General features: G+C 44.1%; 11 protein-coding genes. 7 read left to right on the top strand and 4 right to left on the bottom strand.

Features of this window, described 5'->3' with window-relative positions; all coding sequences use genetic code 11:
• The first annotated feature begins 2 nt into the window (after nucleotides 1–2).
• The 7 genes from A0125_RS05230 (at nucleotide 3) to A0125_RS05200 (ending at nucleotide 13,841) form a co-directional block, all read left to right on the top strand.
• A complete protein-coding gene (locus A0125_RS05230; protein WP_082784910.1) occupies nucleotides 3–1,679 on the top strand; it encodes a RagB/SusD family nutrient uptake outer membrane protein in 1,677 nt (558 codons plus the stop codon).
• A gap of 85 nt (nucleotides 1,680–1,764) precedes the next feature.
• Entirely contained in the window at nucleotides 1,765–2,580 is an 816-nt protein-coding gene (locus A0125_RS05225; protein ID WP_066753238.1) for an endonuclease/exonuclease/phosphatase family protein, read from the top strand.
• Between the two features lie 97 nt (nucleotides 2,581–2,677).
• Entirely contained in the window at nucleotides 2,678–3,946 is a 1,269-nt protein-coding gene (locus tag A0125_RS05220; RefSeq protein ID WP_066753235.1) for a Gfo/Idh/MocA family oxidoreductase, read from the top strand.
• Between the two features lie 9 nt (nucleotides 3,947–3,955).
• Nucleotides 3,956–7,348, top strand: coding sequence for a DUF1080 domain-containing protein (locus A0125_RS05215; protein ID WP_066753232.1), 3,393 nt, complete (start codon nucleotides 3,956–3,958; stop codon nucleotides 7,346–7,348).
• Nucleotides 7,349–7,597: 249 nt separating this feature from the next.
• Entirely contained in the window at nucleotides 7,598–8,782 is a 1,185-nt protein-coding gene (locus A0125_RS05210; RefSeq protein WP_066753229.1) for an ROK family protein, read from the top strand.
• A 1-nt stretch (nucleotide 8,783) separates the two neighbouring features.
• Nucleotides 8,784–11,897: a SusC/RagA family TonB-linked outer membrane protein gene (locus tag A0125_RS05205; RefSeq protein ID WP_066753225.1), complete on the top strand. Its 3,114-nt coding sequence runs from the start codon at nucleotides 8,784–8,786 to the stop codon at nucleotides 11,895–11,897.
• A gap of 24 nt (nucleotides 11,898–11,921) precedes the next feature.
• Complete coding sequence (locus A0125_RS05200) at nucleotides 11,922–13,841, top strand: SusD/RagB family nutrient-binding outer membrane lipoprotein (RefSeq protein WP_066753222.1); 1,920 nt, start codon at nucleotides 11,922–11,924, stop codon at nucleotides 13,839–13,841.
• 68 nt (nucleotides 13,842–13,909) lie between these two features.
• Here A0125_RS05200 and A0125_RS05195 read toward each other — a convergent pair whose 3' ends face one another.
• The 4 genes from A0125_RS05195 to A0125_RS05180 form a co-directional block, all read right to left on the bottom strand.
• On the bottom strand, nucleotides 13,910–16,399 hold the full coding sequence (locus A0125_RS05195) for a carboxylesterase family protein (RefSeq protein ID WP_082784909.1): 2,490 nt from the start codon (nucleotides 16,397–16,399) through the stop codon (nucleotides 13,910–13,912).
• An 89-nt stretch (nucleotides 16,400–16,488) separates the two neighbouring features.
• On the bottom strand, nucleotides 16,489–17,820 hold the full coding sequence (locus A0125_RS05190) for a c-type cytochrome (RefSeq protein ID WP_066753219.1): 1,332 nt from the start codon (nucleotides 17,818–17,820) through the stop codon (nucleotides 16,489–16,491).
• Nucleotides 17,821–17,822: 2 nt separating this feature from the next.
• On the bottom strand, nucleotides 17,823–18,398 hold the full coding sequence (locus A0125_RS05185; protein ID WP_066753217.1) for a redoxin domain-containing protein: 576 nt from the start codon (nucleotides 18,396–18,398) through the stop codon (nucleotides 17,823–17,825).
• An 86-nt stretch (nucleotides 18,399–18,484) separates the two neighbouring features.
• A complete protein-coding gene (locus A0125_RS05180; protein ID WP_066753215.1) occupies nucleotides 18,485–20,179 on the bottom strand; it encodes a SusD/RagB family nutrient-binding outer membrane lipoprotein in 1,695 nt (564 codons plus the stop codon).
• Nucleotides 20,180–20,187 lie beyond the last annotated feature (8 nt).

The following is a 20,187-nucleotide window of genomic DNA, read 5'->3' as shown; positions in this document are numbered from 1 at the left end:
CAATGACATTACGACATAAAAAATACCACAAAATCATTTATACATTTTCGGCGATCAGCCTGATCGGCTTAGCGAGTTGCAGCGATTTTTTGGATCGTGTACCGCAGGATGAAATCGTAAATGAGACGTACTGGAAAACACAGGAGCATCTTGAGATGGCGGCTACCGCTATTTACTCCCGCGTGAAAGCAAAGAATTTCGTAGATATGGAAAACATGGGCGAAAATACCATGTGGCCGTCGACAAATCAGTACAAGGATATTGGTTCTGGTGTATTTCCTGTTACCCAACCTACCGTAAATAGTGAATGGGCAAATATGTATCGCGACGTACGAGAATGCAACGCATTTCTGGAAAACTATGCCGGAGCGACGGAGAATCAAGTGGGTGCCAAAGAGCGATTAGCAGCAGAAGTGCGCGTGATTCGCGCACTGGCTTATAGCTTTCTAACTTCGTTTTACGGTGATATTCCGTTGCTCACCAAAACATTGAATCCTGATGATCCCGAATTGTATGACGACCGGACACCGCAGTCTGAAGTAGTGGATTTTCTCTTGCAAGATCTTGATGCTGCCGCAGCCGCATTGCCAAGTGGAATACCATCAGGAGAAAATCTAGGTCGCGTGAGCAAAGGAACCGCATTGACCTTGAAGTCACGTATTGCACTTACCTATGGTAGGTATGACGTAGCGGAGCAGGCTGCCAAAGCGGTGATGGATATGGGCGTATACGAACTATATAACACGGGAAATCCTGAGACGAATTATTGGGAGCTTTTCACTCGTGCTGGCAAATTGGCCGGAGGTCGAAATAAGGAAACCATTTTTGCACGCATGCACCTTACTGATGTGATTATGCATAATTTAAGCCGTGAAATTCAGGTTCCCGACCAATTCGCACGCTTTGTGCCAACACGATCGCTGGTAGAATCCTACTTATGTTCTGATGGATTGCCTATCGACAAATCTCCGCTGTACAAGGATGACACTTATGCCGACATATTTCAAAATAGAGATCCGCGTATGACGCAAACGATCTTGGTACCGGGCGATAAGTGGGGTGGTAGATTTGACGGACGACCGATTGCAGAAAACTCCGACCCAACAATTTTTCAAGTACCAAAATTCAGTCAAGATGGCCGTGGATCAGTGACAACCACAGGTTATTATTACAAAAAATATGTGGAGCCTACTGCGGTAGGATTAGTCGGTAGAGATGATAACGACATCCACCATATGCGCTATGCAGAGGTGTTGCTGAACTATGCAGAAGCCAGATTGGAGCAAGGAAAATTAACACAAAGTGATCTAGATATATCTATCAATCTTTTGCGCGATCGCGTCGGGATGACACGCATGAATCTCAACTTCCTCGCACAAAATGGTATGGATGTACGTGCCGAAATCAGACGCGAACGCCGTGTAGAATTGGTGTTGGAAGGACATCGTTATTTCGACGTCAGACGTTGGAAGCAGGGCGAACTGCTTGGCCGAGACATCGAAGGAGTAAAAGCGAGCTGGTTCTCCCAGTTGAATGCTGATACTTACCGAAAAAGCACCGATGGATTTTTATTAGTGCAATGGACACGTGCTTTCGAAAGCCCTAAAAACTATTTGTGGCCTGTGCCACAAACGCAATTCGAGCGCAATCCAAATCTGGGACAAAATCCAGGTTGGTAAGCTTACATTTTGCACATAAGGTACGGCAGCCGGTAATGCTGCCGTACCTTTTCATACTACTCAACTAACGCTCAAGTAAACCGATATGGATATCTTAAAACAAGTAGCACTACTTTTAACACTAACGCTTTCTGCCATTGCAAACGTATCTGCACAATATGCTCCTTTGGCATCGGGAGACCAAGATCTGAAGATCATGTCTTACAACATACATCATGCAAATCCACCTAGCATAGCAGAAAAAATCGATATTGATGCCATTGTGGCTACTATTCGCAACCAAAACCCCGATTTGGTGGCGTTGCAAGAGGTAGATGTACGCACCAAACGTAGCGGACAAATCGATCAAGCGAAATTAATCGCGGAAGCCTTAGGCATGTATTATTATTTTGCTAAAGCCATTGATTTTGATGGTGGCGAATATGGGCAAGCAATACTTTCCAAACGACCATTTACTAATCCGCAGATACATCGTCTTTCGTCGGTAACAGACTCAAGGTCCGAACCACGAATTATGCTGACTATTGATGTGCAGTGGAATACTGATCTAGTAATAACCTTCGCTACGACACATTTGGATGCGCAGAGAAACCCGCAAAATCGCAACTTACAAGCAAAGGAATTAGTCGAAATCGCGGCTAAAAATCCTCATCCAATCGTAATCGCAGGCGATCTGAATATGACCACAGATCAGGAAGCTTTTGCAGTATTGAGAAAGGTGCTCCAACCCACGTGTAGCGACTGTGGCTTCACCATTCCGGTCATTAATCCAAATAAAACCATTGATTTTATCTTGACCAGGATCAAGGATTCTTGGAAAGTGCTGTCGCATCAAGTTGTGCAAGAGCACTATGCTTCCGACCATTTACCCGTCACAGCGGTGTTACGCTGTATTGATTAACTATTTGTGATATTTTATCTATCTTAATCCTTTCGATTAGTATAATCTACATCTATACCAATAATCTACGGACGCATGTCTGAAAAACATCTAAAACATGACATCAAATAAAATAATAAGACGCGATTTTATTAAGAAAGCGCTAGTCGGTGCCACTGCCTTTGCCATCGTGCCAAGACATGTGTTGGGCGGAAATGGCTTCTTGGCTCCAAGCGATCATCTTACCAAAGGAGTAATTGGCGTGGGCTCTATGGGTCGCGGGCATTTTGAGTATGCCGGCACTAAGACGGTTGCCATTTGTGACGTGGATACGCGGCATTTAGCATTGGCGCAAAAACAATTAAAAGACCGGGCAACAGAATACCGAGATTATCGGGATCTGATCCAAGATGCCAAGGTAGACATTGTGCATATCGCTACACCTCCGCACTGGCACGGCATCATGGCGGTAGATGCTGCACGCGCTGGAAAAGATATCTGGTGCGAAAAACCAATGACGCGTACTATTGGTGAAGGAAAGCGTGTAAAAGAAGCTGTAGCGCAACACGGCAATATGTTTCGTTTGAATACGTGGTTCAGATTCGACAGTATATTTTACGGAATGCAAGTACCGACCAAAAAGATTAAAAAAGTGGTCGACACGGGTATGTTGGGCTGGCCATTAAAAGTAACCATCAGTAAGCATACAGGATTCGATTGGAAATTCTACTGGGTGGGCAATGAGAATCTGCCCGAAGAGCAAATTCCGACAGAGCTGGACTATGACATGTGGCTTGGGCCAGCGCCTTACAAACCATATAGCTCACATCGCGTGCATACCACGTTTCGCGGTTATTGGGATTATGATGGTGGTGGGCTTGGAGATATGGGCCAGCATTACTTGGATCCTGTACAATATTTCTTAGGCAAAGACAATGAAAGCCCGATCAAGATCGAAGTAGATGCTCCACAACAGCATTATGACGCGGTAGGTACTTGGCGCAAAATCACGTATACTTATGCAGATGGCTGCCAGATCATACTCGATGGAGACGGCTCAGAGGTAGGAAAACCTTACATCGAAGGTCCCGATGGCAAACTATTTAAAGGTTTTGTATCCGATATTCCCGACCTAGAACGCAAGCTATCGCAATATCCCGATCCAGCGCCACAGGTAGATGATTTTCTAGAATCATGCCGTTCTCGCGAGAAGTTTGCACTTAATGAGCAAAATGGATATTATTCGGCTACATTGGTTAACCTGGGGTTGGCAGCATTACGGCTGAATCGCACATTACATTACGATTCCGACAAGCAAGAGTTTGTTGGGGATCCGGGCGCCAACCTCCTGATTAATCAACCCATGCGTGGACCTTGGACTATTTAAGAAACTCCGATGAAAAAAATCACATATACACTACTCCTATTCTTCTTGTTGCAGGCTGCTGCTTATGCGCAGTTACCAACAGATCGAACCACCGCAACCAAAATAGCGGATCTACTCATGCAGCAACCTGCGATGACGCAGGAAGCATTCGCTGCGGCAATGCAGGAGCTCGAACACTTTAACGCGGCAGAGATCGCCACCTTGGTAACAGAAATAGAAAATAAAGACAACGACATCACTCCTATTACCTATGCATTGAATTCGTATGCCTACTTCGTGATGCAGGACGGCAAAGAAAGCCAGCGCAAAACTTTTGTGGAAGGACTAGGCAACAGCCTTGCGCAATTGCAAGCCAAAGAGAAAAAAGCCTTCGTATTAGAATTGTTGAAAAAGACAGCCGATACAGAAAGTTTGGCGATTATCGCACCATATTTGTCGGATGACGATTTGGTAGATGATGCTACGCTAGTGCTGCATGCTATAGGCTCGGAAGAAGCCGTGGCAACGTTGGCAAAAGCCCTACCAAATGCCAAAAGTGAGAAGCAAGCTGCCGCTCTGATTACTGCTTTAGGAGATTTAAAAGCCAAACAGGCAGAAACTGATATCATTGCTACGCTCCAGCAATACACCAATACTGCTTTTCAACGCAACGCGCTCATTGCACTCAGTAAAATCGGTGGCAGCGCTTCCGAAAGATTGTTTCTGGATAAAGCAGCACAAGTTAGGTATGCATTTGAGCTTACCCTTGCGGCATCGCTGAGCTTGGATTATGCCGAAAATCGATTAGCTGACGGTGATAAAAAGACAACGGAAAAAATCGTGAATACCGTTTTCCGCCAAAGTAGCGTGACCGAATCACCTGCACTTAAAGGACGCGCATTAATGCTATCCGCTACGATCAATAGCAACAAAGCCAAGAAAGAGATCATGCGCGGCATTGTGTCCCCTAACGCTAGCTATCGTGGTATCGCACTGCAACTATTGGGCGAATATGGTACAAACAAAGATACCCGTGCATTAATAGGAATGCTAAAAAATGCCTCACCGGATATACAAGAAAGCTTATTTAATTATTTGAGCCATCACGGCGAAGCACAAGATGCCAAGTCAGTACAGAACAGCTTACCACAGATCAAAGATAGTCGCGTGAAAGTGGCAGCATTGCATGCATTAATACAATTAGACAACGCCGCCGCAACGGATCTGATGATACAGCAATTGACACAAGTAGATCAGCAAAGCAAAGAGGCGATAAAAGAACTACTCCTGAGCACGCAAGATCCCATTGCTGTGCAAACCGTGCAAAAAGCATTGCCTACTGCCGATGCAGCCACACAAATCATCTTGTTGCAATTCTTATCCACCCGTTCTGACGAACAATCGATGCAATCATTGCTACCTTTGCTGGCCTCGTCTGATTCGCTGGTACGTCAGCAAGCCTACAAAACATTACCTACTTTAGCTAATGCAAATCATATCGAGAAGCTCCTTTCATTGGCGACTGCTGCGACAGCAGAAGAGATCCCGTATGTACAAGAAGCCGTGGTGAATGCCTTGCAGGCAGATGCTAACAAATCAAAACGTATAGAGCAATTGGCAGCAAACCTCTCGCTAGAAGACAATAAACAAGTAGTATTCCTATTTCCAATTTTTGCTGGCGCCGGCGATGATAAAGCCCTGCCGCTAGTACAGCAAGCACTTAATACAGCTTCTAATCGGGAGATCGCAATCAACACCTTGGCCAACTGGTCTGAACCAGCGGCACTACCGAGCTTGATTGCACTTTCTCGCGAAGAGAAGAGCACTTCATTGAATGTAGTGCTGGCAGGCTTGGTAAAGCAAGTGAATGGCAGTACTGCCACGCCAGAGCAGAAAACATTGTACCTGAAGGACGCTTTTGAGCAAGCAGAAAGCAGCGCACAAAAACGGACAATACTACAAAGTTTACAAGCGACAGGCACTTTTCAGGCATTGATGTTCGCCGGTAGTTTCTTGGAAGATCCGGATCTGAAACGTGCTGCCACAAACACCGTCATGAATATCGCGCTTGATAACCGAGCATATACCGGTACGATGGTTCGGCAAATGCTAACGCAAGCTATGGATAATCTGGCAGGTGCTGAAAGCGCTTACTTAGCTGCTGCTATCGCACGTCATTTGGCCGAGATGCCAAAATCAGAAAGTTTTATCTCCTTGTTTAACGGAAAAGATTTAAGTGGCTGGAAAGGTTTGGTCGAAAATCCGATCAAGCGAAACGCAATGTCAGCACAAGAACTAAGTAAAAAACAAGTAGCGGCAGATCAGGATATGCAAGCCAGCTGGACAGCTGAAGACGGCCTTCTGATCTTTGGCGGAAAAGGTGATAACATCGCTACCGATAAGCAATATGGCGACTTTGAGCTATTGGTAGACTGGAAATTGGATCCTCAGGGCGAAGAGCCAGATGCTGGCATTTACCTTCGTGGCACTCCACAGGTGCAGATCTGGGATATTTCTCGCGTCAATGTTGGTGCACAAGTGGGCTCCGGCGGTTTGTACAACAACAAAACCCATGCAAAAGATCCATTGAAAGTAGCGGATAATCCACTAGGCGAATGGAACACATTCAAAATCAAAATGGTCGGCGATAAAGTGTGGGTATGGTTAAACGGTGAGCAAGTTGTTGACAGCACGGTATTGGAAAACTATTGGGATGGCAACCAATCTATTTTCCCAATGGAACAGATCGAATTGCAGGCGCATGGTTCAAAGGTATGGTATCGCGACATTTACCTTAAGGAATTGCCACGCAAAGAAGTTTTTGAAGTCACCGGCATCGAAAAACAGGAAGGTTTTGAAATGCTATTTGACGGTAATGATTTAGATAAATGGACTGAATCTACTGCTTACGAAATCACGCCACAAGGTTATTTACGAGCTAATCCCGAAGCCAAATACGGAAAGAATCTATACACCAAAGAAGAGTTTGGTGACTTCGTATACCGCTTTGATTTTAAACTTACCTCAGGAGCCAACAATGGCGTGGGCATCCGTACGCCATTGGAAGGCGATGCAGCTTATGTAGGCACCGAGATTCAGATTTTGGATAATGACGCCGATATCTACAAAAATCTAAAAGAGCATCAATATCACGGTTCGGCGTATGGAGTTATTGCTGCTAAGCGTGAAGGATTGAAACCATTAGGCGAGTGGAATACGCAAGAAATCTATTTGAAAGGCAATCGCATTAAGGTCACGCTAAATGGAATCGTGATCTTAGATGGCGATCTGGCCGAAGCCTCCAAAAATGGTACACTAGACGGCAAAGACCATCCTGGCCTCAAGAATACTAAAGGGCATCTTGGTTTCTTAGGCCACGGTTCGGAAGTCTTTTTCCGAAATATTCGGATAAAGCGCTTGTAGAACGAATAAGTTTACATAAAAAAAAGGAGCATCTATTGATGCTCCTTTTTTTATGTCCTAGTACACATACGTAGTAAATCATTTTTATCAATACAGCATACCGTGTACCGCGGACTACTGCCCTATCATCACAAGATCATTAAAATAAAAACTTTTTAATAATTTTTAAAAGATTATCTTTATTTGATAATTATTATCTATAGATTTGCCTTAGCGAAACGATACGCACTGTAGCCAAACCTATCCGTTGTGATTGAAACAAAAATATCTATTATAAAGTCCTTATGCTATCGGCGTTTACAGTCGATCAGCGAAATCGCCAATAACATAACGCGTAGCATCCCGAGCACAACCAAAAAACTGCAAGAATTAGCTATAGATGGCATTGTCACCCCAGTTGGTTTAGCGCGTTCTACTGGCGGTAGAAGAGCTTTGCAATATCAATTACAAGTAGACAATCTTCCTTTGATTATATCTGTAGCGATCGACCAATACTATAGCAGCGTCGCCTTACTCAATTTTGATCATAGTTATCATAGTAAGATACTAACGATCAAAAACACATTAAGTGATGTTGGAGCTTTCGAGAAGCTGGTAGCGCTTATTAACGAATTGAAAAGCAAGGCTGGGAAGCGCAAAATATTTGCTATTGGATTGACGGTGCCAGGTTTTGTCGATACGGCTCATGGCATTAATGCATCCTATCCGGCAGAAAATCCGTTTTGCAATATCAAAAACCGATTTGAGCAGTCGTTTGGCGTACAAACTTTATTAGAGAATGACTCGGCGGCGATCGCCATTGCCGAAAAGCGATTTGGTAAGCAGCAGGCGTCTAAAGATATGCTCGTAGTTAATCTTAATTGGGGTATAGGTTTAGGAATGATTATCGATGGCAAGCTCTTTCGTGGACATAGTGGTTTTGCTGGAGAATTTAGTCATATTCCACTTTCTGAAAAAGGACAACTTTGCTCTTGCGGCAAGCGTGGCTGTTTGGAAGTAGAAGCTTCGTTAATTTCTGCCATAAGCTATGTCCACAGTCGATTAGCAAAAGGTGAACCGTCGTCACTCATGGAATATTATGCGCAGAACGGGCATATCACGGGCGAGTGCCTAATTGATGCAGCAAAGTTGGGCGATCATTTGGCGTTATCGGCTATTGAGTCTATTGCGTATGCAATTGGCAAAGGATTAGCCACCTTGATTCACATTATCAACCCCGAACACATTGTATTAAGCGGACGCGGCGCTCGATTGGGAGATATTCTTCCTAATGCAATTCAAACTTCTGTCAGAAAATATACTATAGAAAGGCTACGCAGGCAAACACAGTTTTCCATCTCAGAAATTGAGTATCCCCAATTATTAGGCGGTGCATGTCTTGCCATTGAGAATGCCGATTATGAAAATCTAACAAAACACACTAAACAACTATAACATGAACAAATTCTACATCACTTACTGCACTATGCTGCTCATCATGCTGTACAGCATGCCGGCGGCTTTTGCACAGCAAATCGTCACTGGGAGGGTGACTGATGCAAATGGACCACTCTCGGGCGTTACTGTTCGTGTAAATGGAACCGATAGACAAGCACAAACAGACGGGAATGGAATTTACAGTATAAGAGCGGCTAACGGTAATTTAGTTCAATTTTCCTTAATAGGATACGGCGCGAGAGAGGTAATGATAACCTCAGATGTGCAAGACGTCGTGTTGAGCGAAGATACTGGAGATATTGCAGAAGTTGTCGTGACGGCCTTGGGGATCAAACGAGAACGCAAGTCTTTGGGCTATGCAGTACAAGAGATTGGAGGCGCTGAACTATTGGAAACCCGTGAAGCTAATTTAGCAAATGCCTTATCTGGAAAAGCAGCTGGCCTGCAAGTAGCGCGCTCAAGTAATGGAGCTGGAAGCTCAGCAAAGATCGTATTGAGGGGCTTTAATTCGCTCACAGGCGATAACCAACCACTCATAGTTGTTGATGGTATTCCTATGAACAATTTTACTGGCACGACGGAGAACGGCTATTTCGGTGCTGGCTTAGATATGGGAAATGGTCTTGGTGATATTAGCGCTGATGACATCGAAAGTATGACGATTTTGAAAGGCGGCTCTGCAGCGGCTTTGTATGGCACGCGTGCAGGTAACGGCGTTATCCTTATTACTACCAAATCAGGGCGTTCTAAAGCAGGATTAGGAATCACGGCCTCTTCCAATATGGGCATCGAAACAATCTTTATGCAGCCAAAATTTCAAAACCAGTTTGGTCAAGGACTGAACGGCGCATTTGATCCTACTAGTCCCATGAGTTGGGGTCCGCGTATTGAAGGACAATTAGTAACCAAATGGAATGGACAAGAGGAAGCACTAGCTGCCCACGACAATTTGAATGCGTATTTGCAGAATGGAATAACACAAAATCATAATGTGGCGTTTCAACAGCAGTATGGAAATACTAATATATACACCGCCGTTAATCGATTAGATAACCGCAGCATCCTACCGACCAACCGTTTTACGCGAACAAACTTGACCACACGTATGGGCACCAAATTCGGTGCAGACGAACGCTGGTATACCGATGTGAAGGTGCAGTATAGCAATACGCAAGGAGTCAATCGTCCGATCAATGGTCGCGATTGGAGTAGCATCTATGCCTTGCAAATGTTACCAAGGTCATTAAATATTTTAGATTTTCGAGATAATGTCAATGAATTTGGCCAGATGATCTGGTACCAAGGTGGTGCCGCGAGCTTCAATCCCTACTGGCGATTAGACAACAACCGCAATGAAGATCAAAGGGATCGATTCTTACTCAACGGATCGCTCGGTTATCAATTCAACGACTGGTTAAAAGGCGAAATAAAAGCTGGCGCCGACTTATATACCAATAATACACAAATGCGAGAACGCGCTGGCGGACCATCATCCGAAAATGGTAGTTTTAGTACTGGCAAAAATGTATTCCGCGAGACAAACTATCAAGCACTATTAATAGCCCAAAAAGATAATATCTTGGGTAAATTTGGTGGTAACGCCACTTTTGGAGGTAACTTAATGCACCAAAAGTCCGATGGTATTAACATTCATGTGGGTGAATTGCAAATTCCAAACTTATTTACACCAACTAACTCTGTCGGAGCACCAACCATTATTCCATTTTATTCTGAGCGGAAAATTAATTCTGTATTTGCCTCAGCAGGAGTTAACTACGATGCTTTTATATTCTTAGAATCTACTTTTAGAAATGATTGGACATCCACTCTACATCCAGATAATCGGTCATTCTTTTACCCTTCGTTCAATTTATCTTATGTGCTGACCGAACATATTACGAAAGCTGGCGGTACCCTACCTACGTGGTTAAATCATACCAAGCTACGCGCATCGTATGCCGAAGTAGGTAATGATATGAATCCATATCAACTGTACAACCTTTATGAGATTGGCGGTGATCCTAATGGAAATATTACTGCAAATCCACAACCCATTTTCTTTGATTCGATGGTGAGAAATGAGTTGATCCGTAATATCGAATTTGGTGGTGAAGTTCGGTTATTCGAGAATCGAATATCTCTTGATTTGAGTTGGTATAAATCGAACGCTTTTAATCAGCTCATAGACCTACCGCTTGATCCGTCAAGCGGATTTGCCGCGCGCAAAATTAACGGTGGAAACATACAGAACAAAGGTTGGGAACTTATGGCAAATGCCAACATCATTAACAGAGAAAGTTCTTTCCGTTGGGACGCCACACTAAACCTCAGTCGCAACATCAACTCTGTAATAGATATTGCTGCCAATTTTGATGTCGACCGCTATTCGATCGGTGGTTTTGACGATTTGACATTCTTCGCTAGAACAGGTGGCATGTATGGCGAAATTTGGGGTCATCGTAATCGTCGGGTTGATGACGCCAGCAGTCCATTTCACGGACAATTGCTGCTTAACGAACAAGGACTACCAATCCGTGCCGAAAATCCAGAATACCTTGGTGAGCAACAAGCACGCGAAATGGCTAGCATAATAAATAACTTTTCCTATAAAAACTTTGGCTTGTCATTTCAGGTCGATGCGCGCTTTGGTGGCCTAATGTACCTTGGTACACATCGTGGAATGCAAAGCGTAGGCACGGCAGCGATCACGGCGCAAAATGGGAATCGCGAGAATTTTGTAGTAGCTGGTGCAGTTGGATCTGCTGGCAATTATACTCAAAACGAAACTGCGGTAACACCACAACAGTACTACACCGCAATCGCCACTGCTAACAACTTAGGTATACACGAGGAGTACCTGTATGATGCAACTAATATCCGTCTACGCAATGTGCAGGTTAATTATAATTTCCCAAGAAAAATTTTGAGCAAATCTGCATTTCAAAGCGCTCGTATTTTCGCCTCTTGCAACAATGTATGGATGATTCACAGTAAGACCGATGGTATAGATCCCGAATCTACCTTCGCTACTGGAAGTAATGCCATCGGATTTGAAAATGGCGCTCCTCCCACTATGCGCTCATTTATCTTCGGATTTTCACTAGGGTTTTAACGCGTTCGAGAAAAAGATTTTGATATGAAAACAACATTAAAAAGAGGGATGATCTTCGTCCTAGCATCGTTGGCAATATTATCTTCCTGCAAGGATTTTGAAGATCTAAACAATGATCCCAATGGCGCTAATAATCAACAAGTTCAGATAGAATATTTCATTAATGGATCGATCACTGGTGCTCAGCAGGATCCACATATCGCCGAGCGCATTTTCGTATTATATTGGAAAACTGCAGGCCGCCAGCAATTGGGTGGTGGCATTGTTAGTGGTGCACACAACGACGGTTGGTCCGTAGATTATTATGGAAGAAGTTATATGTCAGGTTGGTTAGCCAGCATCTACTCAGCTGTAGATTTAGCCAATCAGCGCATAGCAGCGAATGCCGATGTACCGCATACAAACAATATGTTGCAAGTGGCGAGAATTTGGCGGGCTTATTTGCTCAGTGAATTAAGCGACACCTTTGGGCCCATCCCATTAGATGGGTGGCAAGGGCACAATCCTACGTACTCTTCTGTGCAGGATGTCTATAATTTTTTACTTACCGAATTGCGCGAAGCAAGCGAATCGATCAATACCTCAGTAACTGTACCAGCAGATGTGCGTCGATTTGATCCTGCGTACGGTTTTGACTTTGTTAAATGGCAGAAGTATGCCAATTCTATGCGCATGCGCTTGGCGATGCGTCTGTCTGAGATAGATGCGGCTAAGGCACGGACAGAATTTGAAGCAGCTGTATCTCAACCCTACATCGCAACAGCAGACGATATGTTTTCCGTTGCTGAGTTAGGAACAGCTTTTAATCCTCTTGCAGGTGTAATGACACGTACTTGGAATCCATTTATACTCAGCGCTACGTTGAATAACTTATATCTTGGTTTAGGTGGTATACATACGGCTACTTCTTTAGGTGCATCATATACCGATCACATAAAACCAGAGAATTATATCGGAATATATTACCCAAACCATTTTGCCACAGCCACCAATGATCCTTCTGCCGGATACTGGTTAGATGGATTGCCCGCAGTAATTGATCCACGAGCCTACGCCAGCTTTGCCATTCCAGGAGATTTCACCAATCCACAATTTAATTTTAGCCCAGATCAAGCGACTGCACGCGCAACCACTCGCAACCTGCTAAATAATGATGGCACCGGCACATATCGTACGATAAACGCTGCATTTACTTGGAATGCTTTTGCGCCAGGCGACTGGGCTGCAAAAGGCGCGAGAAATCAGGCAAGGGCATGGCCAGGTGCCATGCCTCGCTTAACAAACCAATTCCGAAATGGAACCAACAGCCGTGTGTTTTTTGCCAATTGGGAAACAAGTTTTTTGATTGCCGAAGCTGCACTACGTGGATGGGCTGTGCCAATGTCAGCACAAGTAGCGTATGAGGCTGGAGTAACCGCTAACTTTACGTACTGGAACTTGTCTGCGCACGCAGCCAATTATCTAACAAGTACAGACTATAACCGCATCGGCACATCAGTGAGTTGGACACACACCATAGAGCCGGGAAATACCCATACCATGCAGTTTGTGGATGGTGAAACAGGTGCTTCAGGTACAGTACAAATTCGTTATCCGTCGAATGGTTTGTACCGCGATGGTGCAGTACGCAATGATGCGTTGACCAAAATCATCACGCAGAAGTTTATTGCTCAAAACCCGTACTTACCTCTAGAAACTTGGAGCGATCACCGTCGCCTAGGTTTACCATTCTTTGAGAATCCTGCTGTAGAGCAACCGATCGTAACTATGCCGGACTTGAACGCTAGTAATTATATGACGAGTAGCATACGTTTCTTTCCACAACGGGTGAACTATCCGTCAACGCTACGCAACAATAATGAAGCTGGATACAATCAAGCTGTGAGTGCTTTGGGCGGACCCGACGCGGTGCTTACTCCGCTTTGGTGGGCAAAGCAACAGTAACATATTATCGATAAATAAAAATAAAGGCCATCTAAATAGATGGCCTTTATTTTTATTTACTGGACTGATTAATGACTATCTGCCAGTGTCCAGTCATTGTTAAAAAATCCAACATCTACTAAGCCAGATGCACCTTTCGTTAGCATATCAATCGAGAAAAACATATAATCTGGAAATCCGCTCGCACCTGCAAAATATTGATTGGCCGTAGCTGCTTTCATTCCTGTTATACCAGTCCCGGTGATGACGCCGATAGAATGGCTCGTACTTCCTGACTTTGGCCAAACAAAATATCCGCCAAAATCCTTGGCTGAAAGCACTTTTTCGCCCATCTTCAACGTGCCGGCATCAACTTGAATTGGACAATCTGCCAGCAACATACTCCACGCACTGTTTGTTTTAGCATTTCCAACCAAGATAATATTGCGATCAGCATATTTAGCTGGATCAAAATCCTTATCGGCTACGATATCAAACGAACCGTTGCCGCGGTAATACCAGGATTCAGCATCATAACGCACTTTTTCCCATGCCCACGCGTTCTCCTCTGCCGTCCCGTTTGTACCGTAGACGTAAACCATATTATGCTGGAAAGCTTCCTTAAAGGTGCCGTTGCGATGCGGACCTTTATCTGCTAAATTGGGCGCTGCTACGATTTGCCAATTCTCCGACTGTTTCAGTAAATAGATATGACCGTCTTGCACTTGCGCCAAAGACGATTCAATTTGGCTCAAACTATCCAGTACGATTGTCACCATTCCTTCTTGCCCAAAGTTAGAGACATCAAGCTTCAACATTTTAACATTATCCGTTTTTCCGATTATTTGGCGCTTTTCCAAATCGCGAGTTAGTTGAATATGTGAATAATCCAACGCCTTTTCCTGCTGATAAATGGTAGCCCAATAGTAGCTGGCTGAAATACCCGGATTCGAGGTCTTGAAATCCACTTCGTTCACCTCGCTGTCCGATTTGCGCTGATGCCATTTAAAATAGTCAAACAGAGGTTTCCAATCCACACTTTCATTGCTATACCAATGCGATCCACCCGGATATTCATAATAATTAAAATCGGGGTGAAAACTGCCCAATACGGCTCTCATTTGTCGAGCGTATGTAACTGGAACGGTACGATCTGCGTCGCCATGCAGTACATACACGCCCAAAGGTTTATAATTTGTGGCATATGCGATGACATCGCTCTGATTGCTCGATCTTAGCAAAGTATTTTCCAATGTATTACCTCCTTGATCTGGGATAATTCCATCTGCCGAGCCATATCCTTTCAAGGTTGGGTAACCAGCGCAAGGTGCAATCGCCGCCCATTTGTCAGGATAAGTAGCGCCGAGAAACCACGTTCCGTGGCCGCCCATCGAATGGCCAGTCAAGTAGACGCGTTTTGCGTCATGTTGAATAGTTTTCTTTGCTAGGCTTAATACTTCCAACGCATCCAATCTGCCCCAATCTTCCCAGTTAAAGCCGCGTGGTCGGCGATTGGTAGGTGCTACCAATGTACCCCAATCTTTGGATTCATACGCTTGCGCTTGTCCTAGGGCTTCTACTCCTGCACCATGCACCGAGAAAAACAAGCCTTTATCTGCTGCATCTCCGCCAATGGCTGGATTTACTGCATAATACTGCACGCTACCATCGATCTCACTAACAAAGGTGATGCGATAGGCTTGGCTATTGTCCAAAGAGCGTAAGGATATGACTTGTTCGTCTTTTACTTTCGCACCTTGCACCAACGCAATAGATGCCGCGATGTCACCCGTTTGCTGTACCCCAGATCCGTCAATTGCTGCCATCACCTTTCTCGTGCTATGTGGCGCGATAGCCGGTATTTCGCGTTCTAGCGATTTGCCAGCAACTGTAGTTCTAATTATGGTGTTTGTCATTGCTTTATCCGTCGCATTCACTACCGTAACACCGAGCAGCAAAGCTGCATTATCACGACCAGTGACGATATCTGGAAGCGTTAAATCTTCTGTAGCTAAGAATAAAGATTTTTCAGGGAAAACCAGTTCTGCGGCCACGAACGTTCCACGCACGTAGAATTCATTCTTTCCTTTTTTAAGACGCACTGGGATATTGAGCCAGCCCATTCTGTATGGATCGCCTGCATGCAGTTCACCATTCACCACTACCGCGCTATTACCTTTGATATTTAATACTGCATCTTGATTTTTAGCAGCTTGGTAGGTCAAGTACAAATAACTTGATCCAAATCCTCGCCTTTGTGGCGCCGGGGTGCGTGGCACATTTTCCGTTTGTACTGCAATGCGACCTGGCCCAGGAGGATTATTGGGGTTAGATAAATTTCCGCCCGCATTTCTTTGCGGCCGAAAGAAACCTGCGGTATCTGCCGTAATTTTCATCCAAGAGGATTCGGTGTCGCCCGTCCACGACTTGCCTTCTGCTGGATTTTCTATGCTATTTTGATAAAATTGGCCTAGAAAGGAATCAGCATAAACTGCTTCTCGACCGTAATTGAATGGAATTTGAAGAAATAATCCTTCGGTGAATGTGTGTTTTTTCTGCGCTTGCAACGTCAGCGCCATTCCGAGGGTACAGAGCCACGTGAGGGCGGGTTTAAGTGGAGAAAATGTCTTGTGTCTGCTCTATTCATAGATTGTTTACTAAAGTATAATTAAGGTTCGTTGTTTATTGCTGTATGCTGGTTTTCGTCGCCTGGTTGGTAGGGTAAATAGATCATCAAGAGCGTCATCATCTCCTGATCGGATTTCATATTGGAATAGGAGAAAATATTTTGCGGTGGCGAGAAAGGATTGAAAGGGTTAGCTGCGGTGTTGTCATATGCACATTCCATATGAATAACTGCGCCCTTCGGAATTTTCATGAATTTTTTGTACCGATACATTTCTTGCCATCGATAATCCCAGTCTGGGATATTTACTAACGGGATGGTATCATTATTCTCCAATGTGGCATATACTTTGAAAGATTTGCCGATGTAATGCATATGCGGCCATATATAGAGCATGGAAAGATCCTCCCCGGGATTTTTAAATTTCAAGGAGTAATGACTGACTTTATCAGCAGGAATCATAAAGAAGGAAGGCTGAATATCCAGTTCCCCTATTCCTCCGGATCCGAAACTGACCACTTTTACTTCTCGCTCCACTGGTACATCCGTGAAGAACAAGTGAACGCCATTGACCGATAGCTCATCAATCGGTGTAGCGGAAAAATGAACGGTTAATAAGATCACGCCGCGTTTTGGCATCTTCCAACCTATTTTTGGCGGATAAGCTTCTGCGGAAGCACCCGGAATCCAGCCGCCATAGTAAGCCATGTTTCGCTTAAACTTTTTATAGGGATCATTATATCTTATTTCTCCATCGGTATGATTAGCGATCGCTGGAGCAGCATGAATGTCTATTGCGGGATCTTCAATGATTTGAACCGCATAGTTAACATGATGAACGAGTTTTTTATTATTGGAGTAGAATTCGATGGCCTCCACGTTAAACGATCTTTCCAATTCAAAAGGAATCTTGAACTCTACGAAGCGCTCTCGGTTATTACCTTTCACTAAAAAGGTGTCTGCGGTGACCAATGTCATATCGGCAGCACGACCATAACCCGTGAATGGAGCCGCATCAGGTTGATTTTCTCTTACATTTCTTTTTCCTTCTTTTGCACCAGCATCTACCCAAGATACAATGGTTTGGATCTCTTTTTCGGTGAGCGAGCGATCATTGTCGAAATGCACATAATCATTATCTGCTTTCCAAGGTGGCATATAGCGCGATTGCACGACTTCTTTAATAAAAGTAGCCCGCTTGGCTAGGTCATCATAGCTAACCAATGGAAATGGTGCTGCTTCACCATCTCGGTGACAAGACACGCATTTACGCTGAATGATTGGTCGTACATCTTTAAAAAAAGTCTGTGCAGGCAAATCGAAGGGAAACCATAGGCTGACAAACCCAAATAGGAGAATAATAAATGTTTTCATCGTTATCGCATGTTAATGAAACAGCCTTTTGCGACCGTTTTGCTGATTCGAATAGGTTCGTGATGCAGCAAACTTTCAATAGCGTCTTTCAGGTAAAAATCGGTGACTACGACACGTTTTTTTCCTAATTCTTGTAAGGCGTTATCAATGGCACCAAAATATTGTACGCCTTCTGTATTGTATAAGGCTACTGAGGGCGTGACAGTAGCTCCTACATCTCGCGTCAATTCAAAATCGGAATCTTGATACAGCGCGATATCTAATGCATATTTTTCGGCGAATTTTCGGATCACATCTGGAGCATAGGCTTTACCAGGGAAAATGCCCAAAAATTGGATCTTTGATTTGTATTGCTGATTGAGTTGGATGATGGTTTGGGTATAGTTTTGACAGAGAGGGCACTCCGGCGACAGAAAAAAAAGCACTAAAGGCTTTTGTGTATCAATATGATAAGGCAATTCGGTAAAAATATCGAGCAATGTGTGCTTCTCGAAATTATGCTGTTGTGCTACCAACGCATGGCTCAATAGTAAGGAAATGAAAACAAGCAAGCTGCGTAGAGTTGAAGTAATAGGCATAACCGAAATTTATTTAAAAATAAGTATTGCTTGGTAGTAAGCAAATAGCACCAGCATAAAAGCTGGTGCTATTGCAATTATTAGATTTATTGTTTATCCCACCATATTCTTCCTTGAATATCGGATGGTTGTCCAAACTCTGGATCACTCATCATTTGGTCAATAGCGGCTTTTTTATTATCAAAATTGTATTCTCCAGTCACTGGGAAACCAATATTAAATCGGCGAGGCATTTTTGATACGCTGCCGGTATTTGTCCAATCTTCGAACATTAGCGCTGTATTTTTATTTGGCATACCTGTACGTTTTACCAATGCCCAAGCCTCATTGAAGTTACGGAAGTAATTCAAATATGCTTGTAACACGATTTGCTCCAATCCAGTAGCTGCATTGTAGGCAATTCCCGGTTTGGCTTTAAAGGCAGCGATCTCTGCGTCGGTTAGTGCTACGTAATCCACAATTTGTGTTGATGCAGCAAGCTTATCATAAAAACGCAACGAGGCTTCGATACCTTTGGTGTACCATTCGCTCGCATTTTCGCTAGACCAACCGCGTTGGGCGATTTCTGCTCTTATAAAGCATAGGTCTGCATAGGTAAGCACTGGAAAGATACCAATTCCTGTTCCTCCATTATTCTCTGGCTGAAATAAGCGATCCTGTATGCGTGAGACGGTATCTAAGGTAATGGTATTTTCACCATCACGAATCTGTAATGGCGCAAAGAATCGCGCTTTCGTAGGATCTTCCGCAGCTTCTGGGTTAGAGTATTGGCCGTAGTAACGTCTTGGATTATAAACAGCATTTGCAGGAATTACATTCTGCTCTTTCGCACGCTGGAAATTTTCCTCACTCCATTGATTAGGACGGAAGAAAAAGCGTAATCTTGGATCTTCATTATTCCACATGTAATTCACCACGCCTGACTCACCAACGAAAAGGCGACCATTACCGGTGATATTCCAGTTACCTCCTTGCGTGAAGTTCGGGCGAGCTGTTAAACTCCAATCGTCATCAGCGCTAGCGATCAATCCGGCAGGGTGATTCAGTACATCCTGTACTACAGCTTGCAATCTTGCTGGATCACGTTTCATCAATCGCAAAGCAATCATCAGCCGCAATGAATTGGCTGCTTTTGCCCATTTGGCCGCGTCACCATTAAAATACAAATCTTGATCGCCGTAGCTGAACTGCTCCACTGGCTGTGGTGTGCTTAGAATAGTCGCTGCCTCTTTCAATTCTTGATCGAAGATGGTGAATAGTTCCGACTGCGTTTCATATTTTGGTCGCAAGGTACCATTATAGCGCGCTTGGAATGCCTCTGTATATGGAATGCTACCATTTACATCTGACACATACCACGCCTGCCAAGCCTTGAGAACACTTGGAATCGCTCTTTTATATACATTTCTCGCTTTTTCGTCTTCGGGCATACGGTCGATGAGCGTTTGTACATCCACCAACAATGGCCCAATATCTTCAAAAAACTTCCCATAGCGATTGTTCGCGTTGGCCGCGTTGTCGGTCACCCCAACACTATTACCAGTGATCTGCAAGAAGACTCGAGACCATCTACTAATGTAGCTATAGTTATCATAAAAGGCTTCCATATCGTTATCCTGCGTCATGATAACGGCTTGGGTAAATAAGTAATCTACCGGCGGATTGAGTACCGCATCGGGATCTGTATTGTACTCTGCAAACTTGTCTCGGCTGCATCCCAAGATGGTGGCCTGTGCGACAAGGGCAAAGGTGATATATTTTACTGTTTTTAAAATTGTCATAACAGAGG

The sequence above is a fragment of the Sphingobacterium populi genome (assembly GCF_001586775.1).
Taxonomy (GTDB): Bacteria; Bacteroidota; Bacteroidia; order Sphingobacteriales; family Sphingobacteriaceae; genus Sphingobacterium; species Sphingobacterium populi.
The sequence above is the reverse complement of the archived record's forward strand: the minus strand, read 5'-3'. Positions and strand labels throughout refer to the sequence as shown.

What these genes read in the sequence shown, in the direction of transcription:
- A0125_RS05230 (WP_082784910.1), top strand. Translation starts at nt 3, where the DNA reads ATGACATTACGACATAAAAAATACCACAAAATCATTTATACATTTTCG.
- A0125_RS05225 (WP_066753238.1), top strand. Translation starts at nt 1,765, where the DNA reads ATGGATATCTTAAAACAAGTAGCACTACTTTTAACACTAACGCTTTCT.
- A0125_RS05220 (WP_066753235.1), top strand. Translation starts at nt 2,678, where the DNA reads ATGACATCAAATAAAATAATAAGACGCGATTTTATTAAGAAAGCGCTA.
- A0125_RS05215 (WP_066753232.1), top strand. Translation starts at nt 3,956, where the DNA reads ATGAAAAAAATCACATATACACTACTCCTATTCTTCTTGTTGCAGGCT.
- A0125_RS05205 (WP_066753225.1), top strand. Translation starts at nt 8,784, where the DNA reads ATGAACAAATTCTACATCACTTACTGCACTATGCTGCTCATCATGCTG.
- A0125_RS05200 (WP_066753222.1), top strand. Translation starts at nt 11,922, where the DNA reads ATGAAAACAACATTAAAAAGAGGGATGATCTTCGTCCTAGCATCGTTG.
- A0125_RS05195 (WP_082784909.1), bottom strand. Translation starts at nt 16,399, where the DNA reads ATGGCGCTGACGTTGCAAGCGCAGAAAAAACACACATTCACCGAAGGA.
- A0125_RS05190 (WP_066753219.1), bottom strand. Translation starts at nt 17,820, where the DNA reads ATGAAAACATTTATTATTCTCCTATTTGGGTTTGTCAGCCTATGGTTT.
- A0125_RS05185 (WP_066753217.1), bottom strand. Translation starts at nt 18,398, where the DNA reads ATGCCTATTACTTCAACTCTACGCAGCTTGCTTGTTTTCATTTCCTTA.
- A0125_RS05180 (WP_066753215.1), bottom strand. Translation starts at nt 20,179, where the DNA reads ATGACAATTTTAAAAACAGTAAAATATATCACCTTTGCCCTTGTCGCA.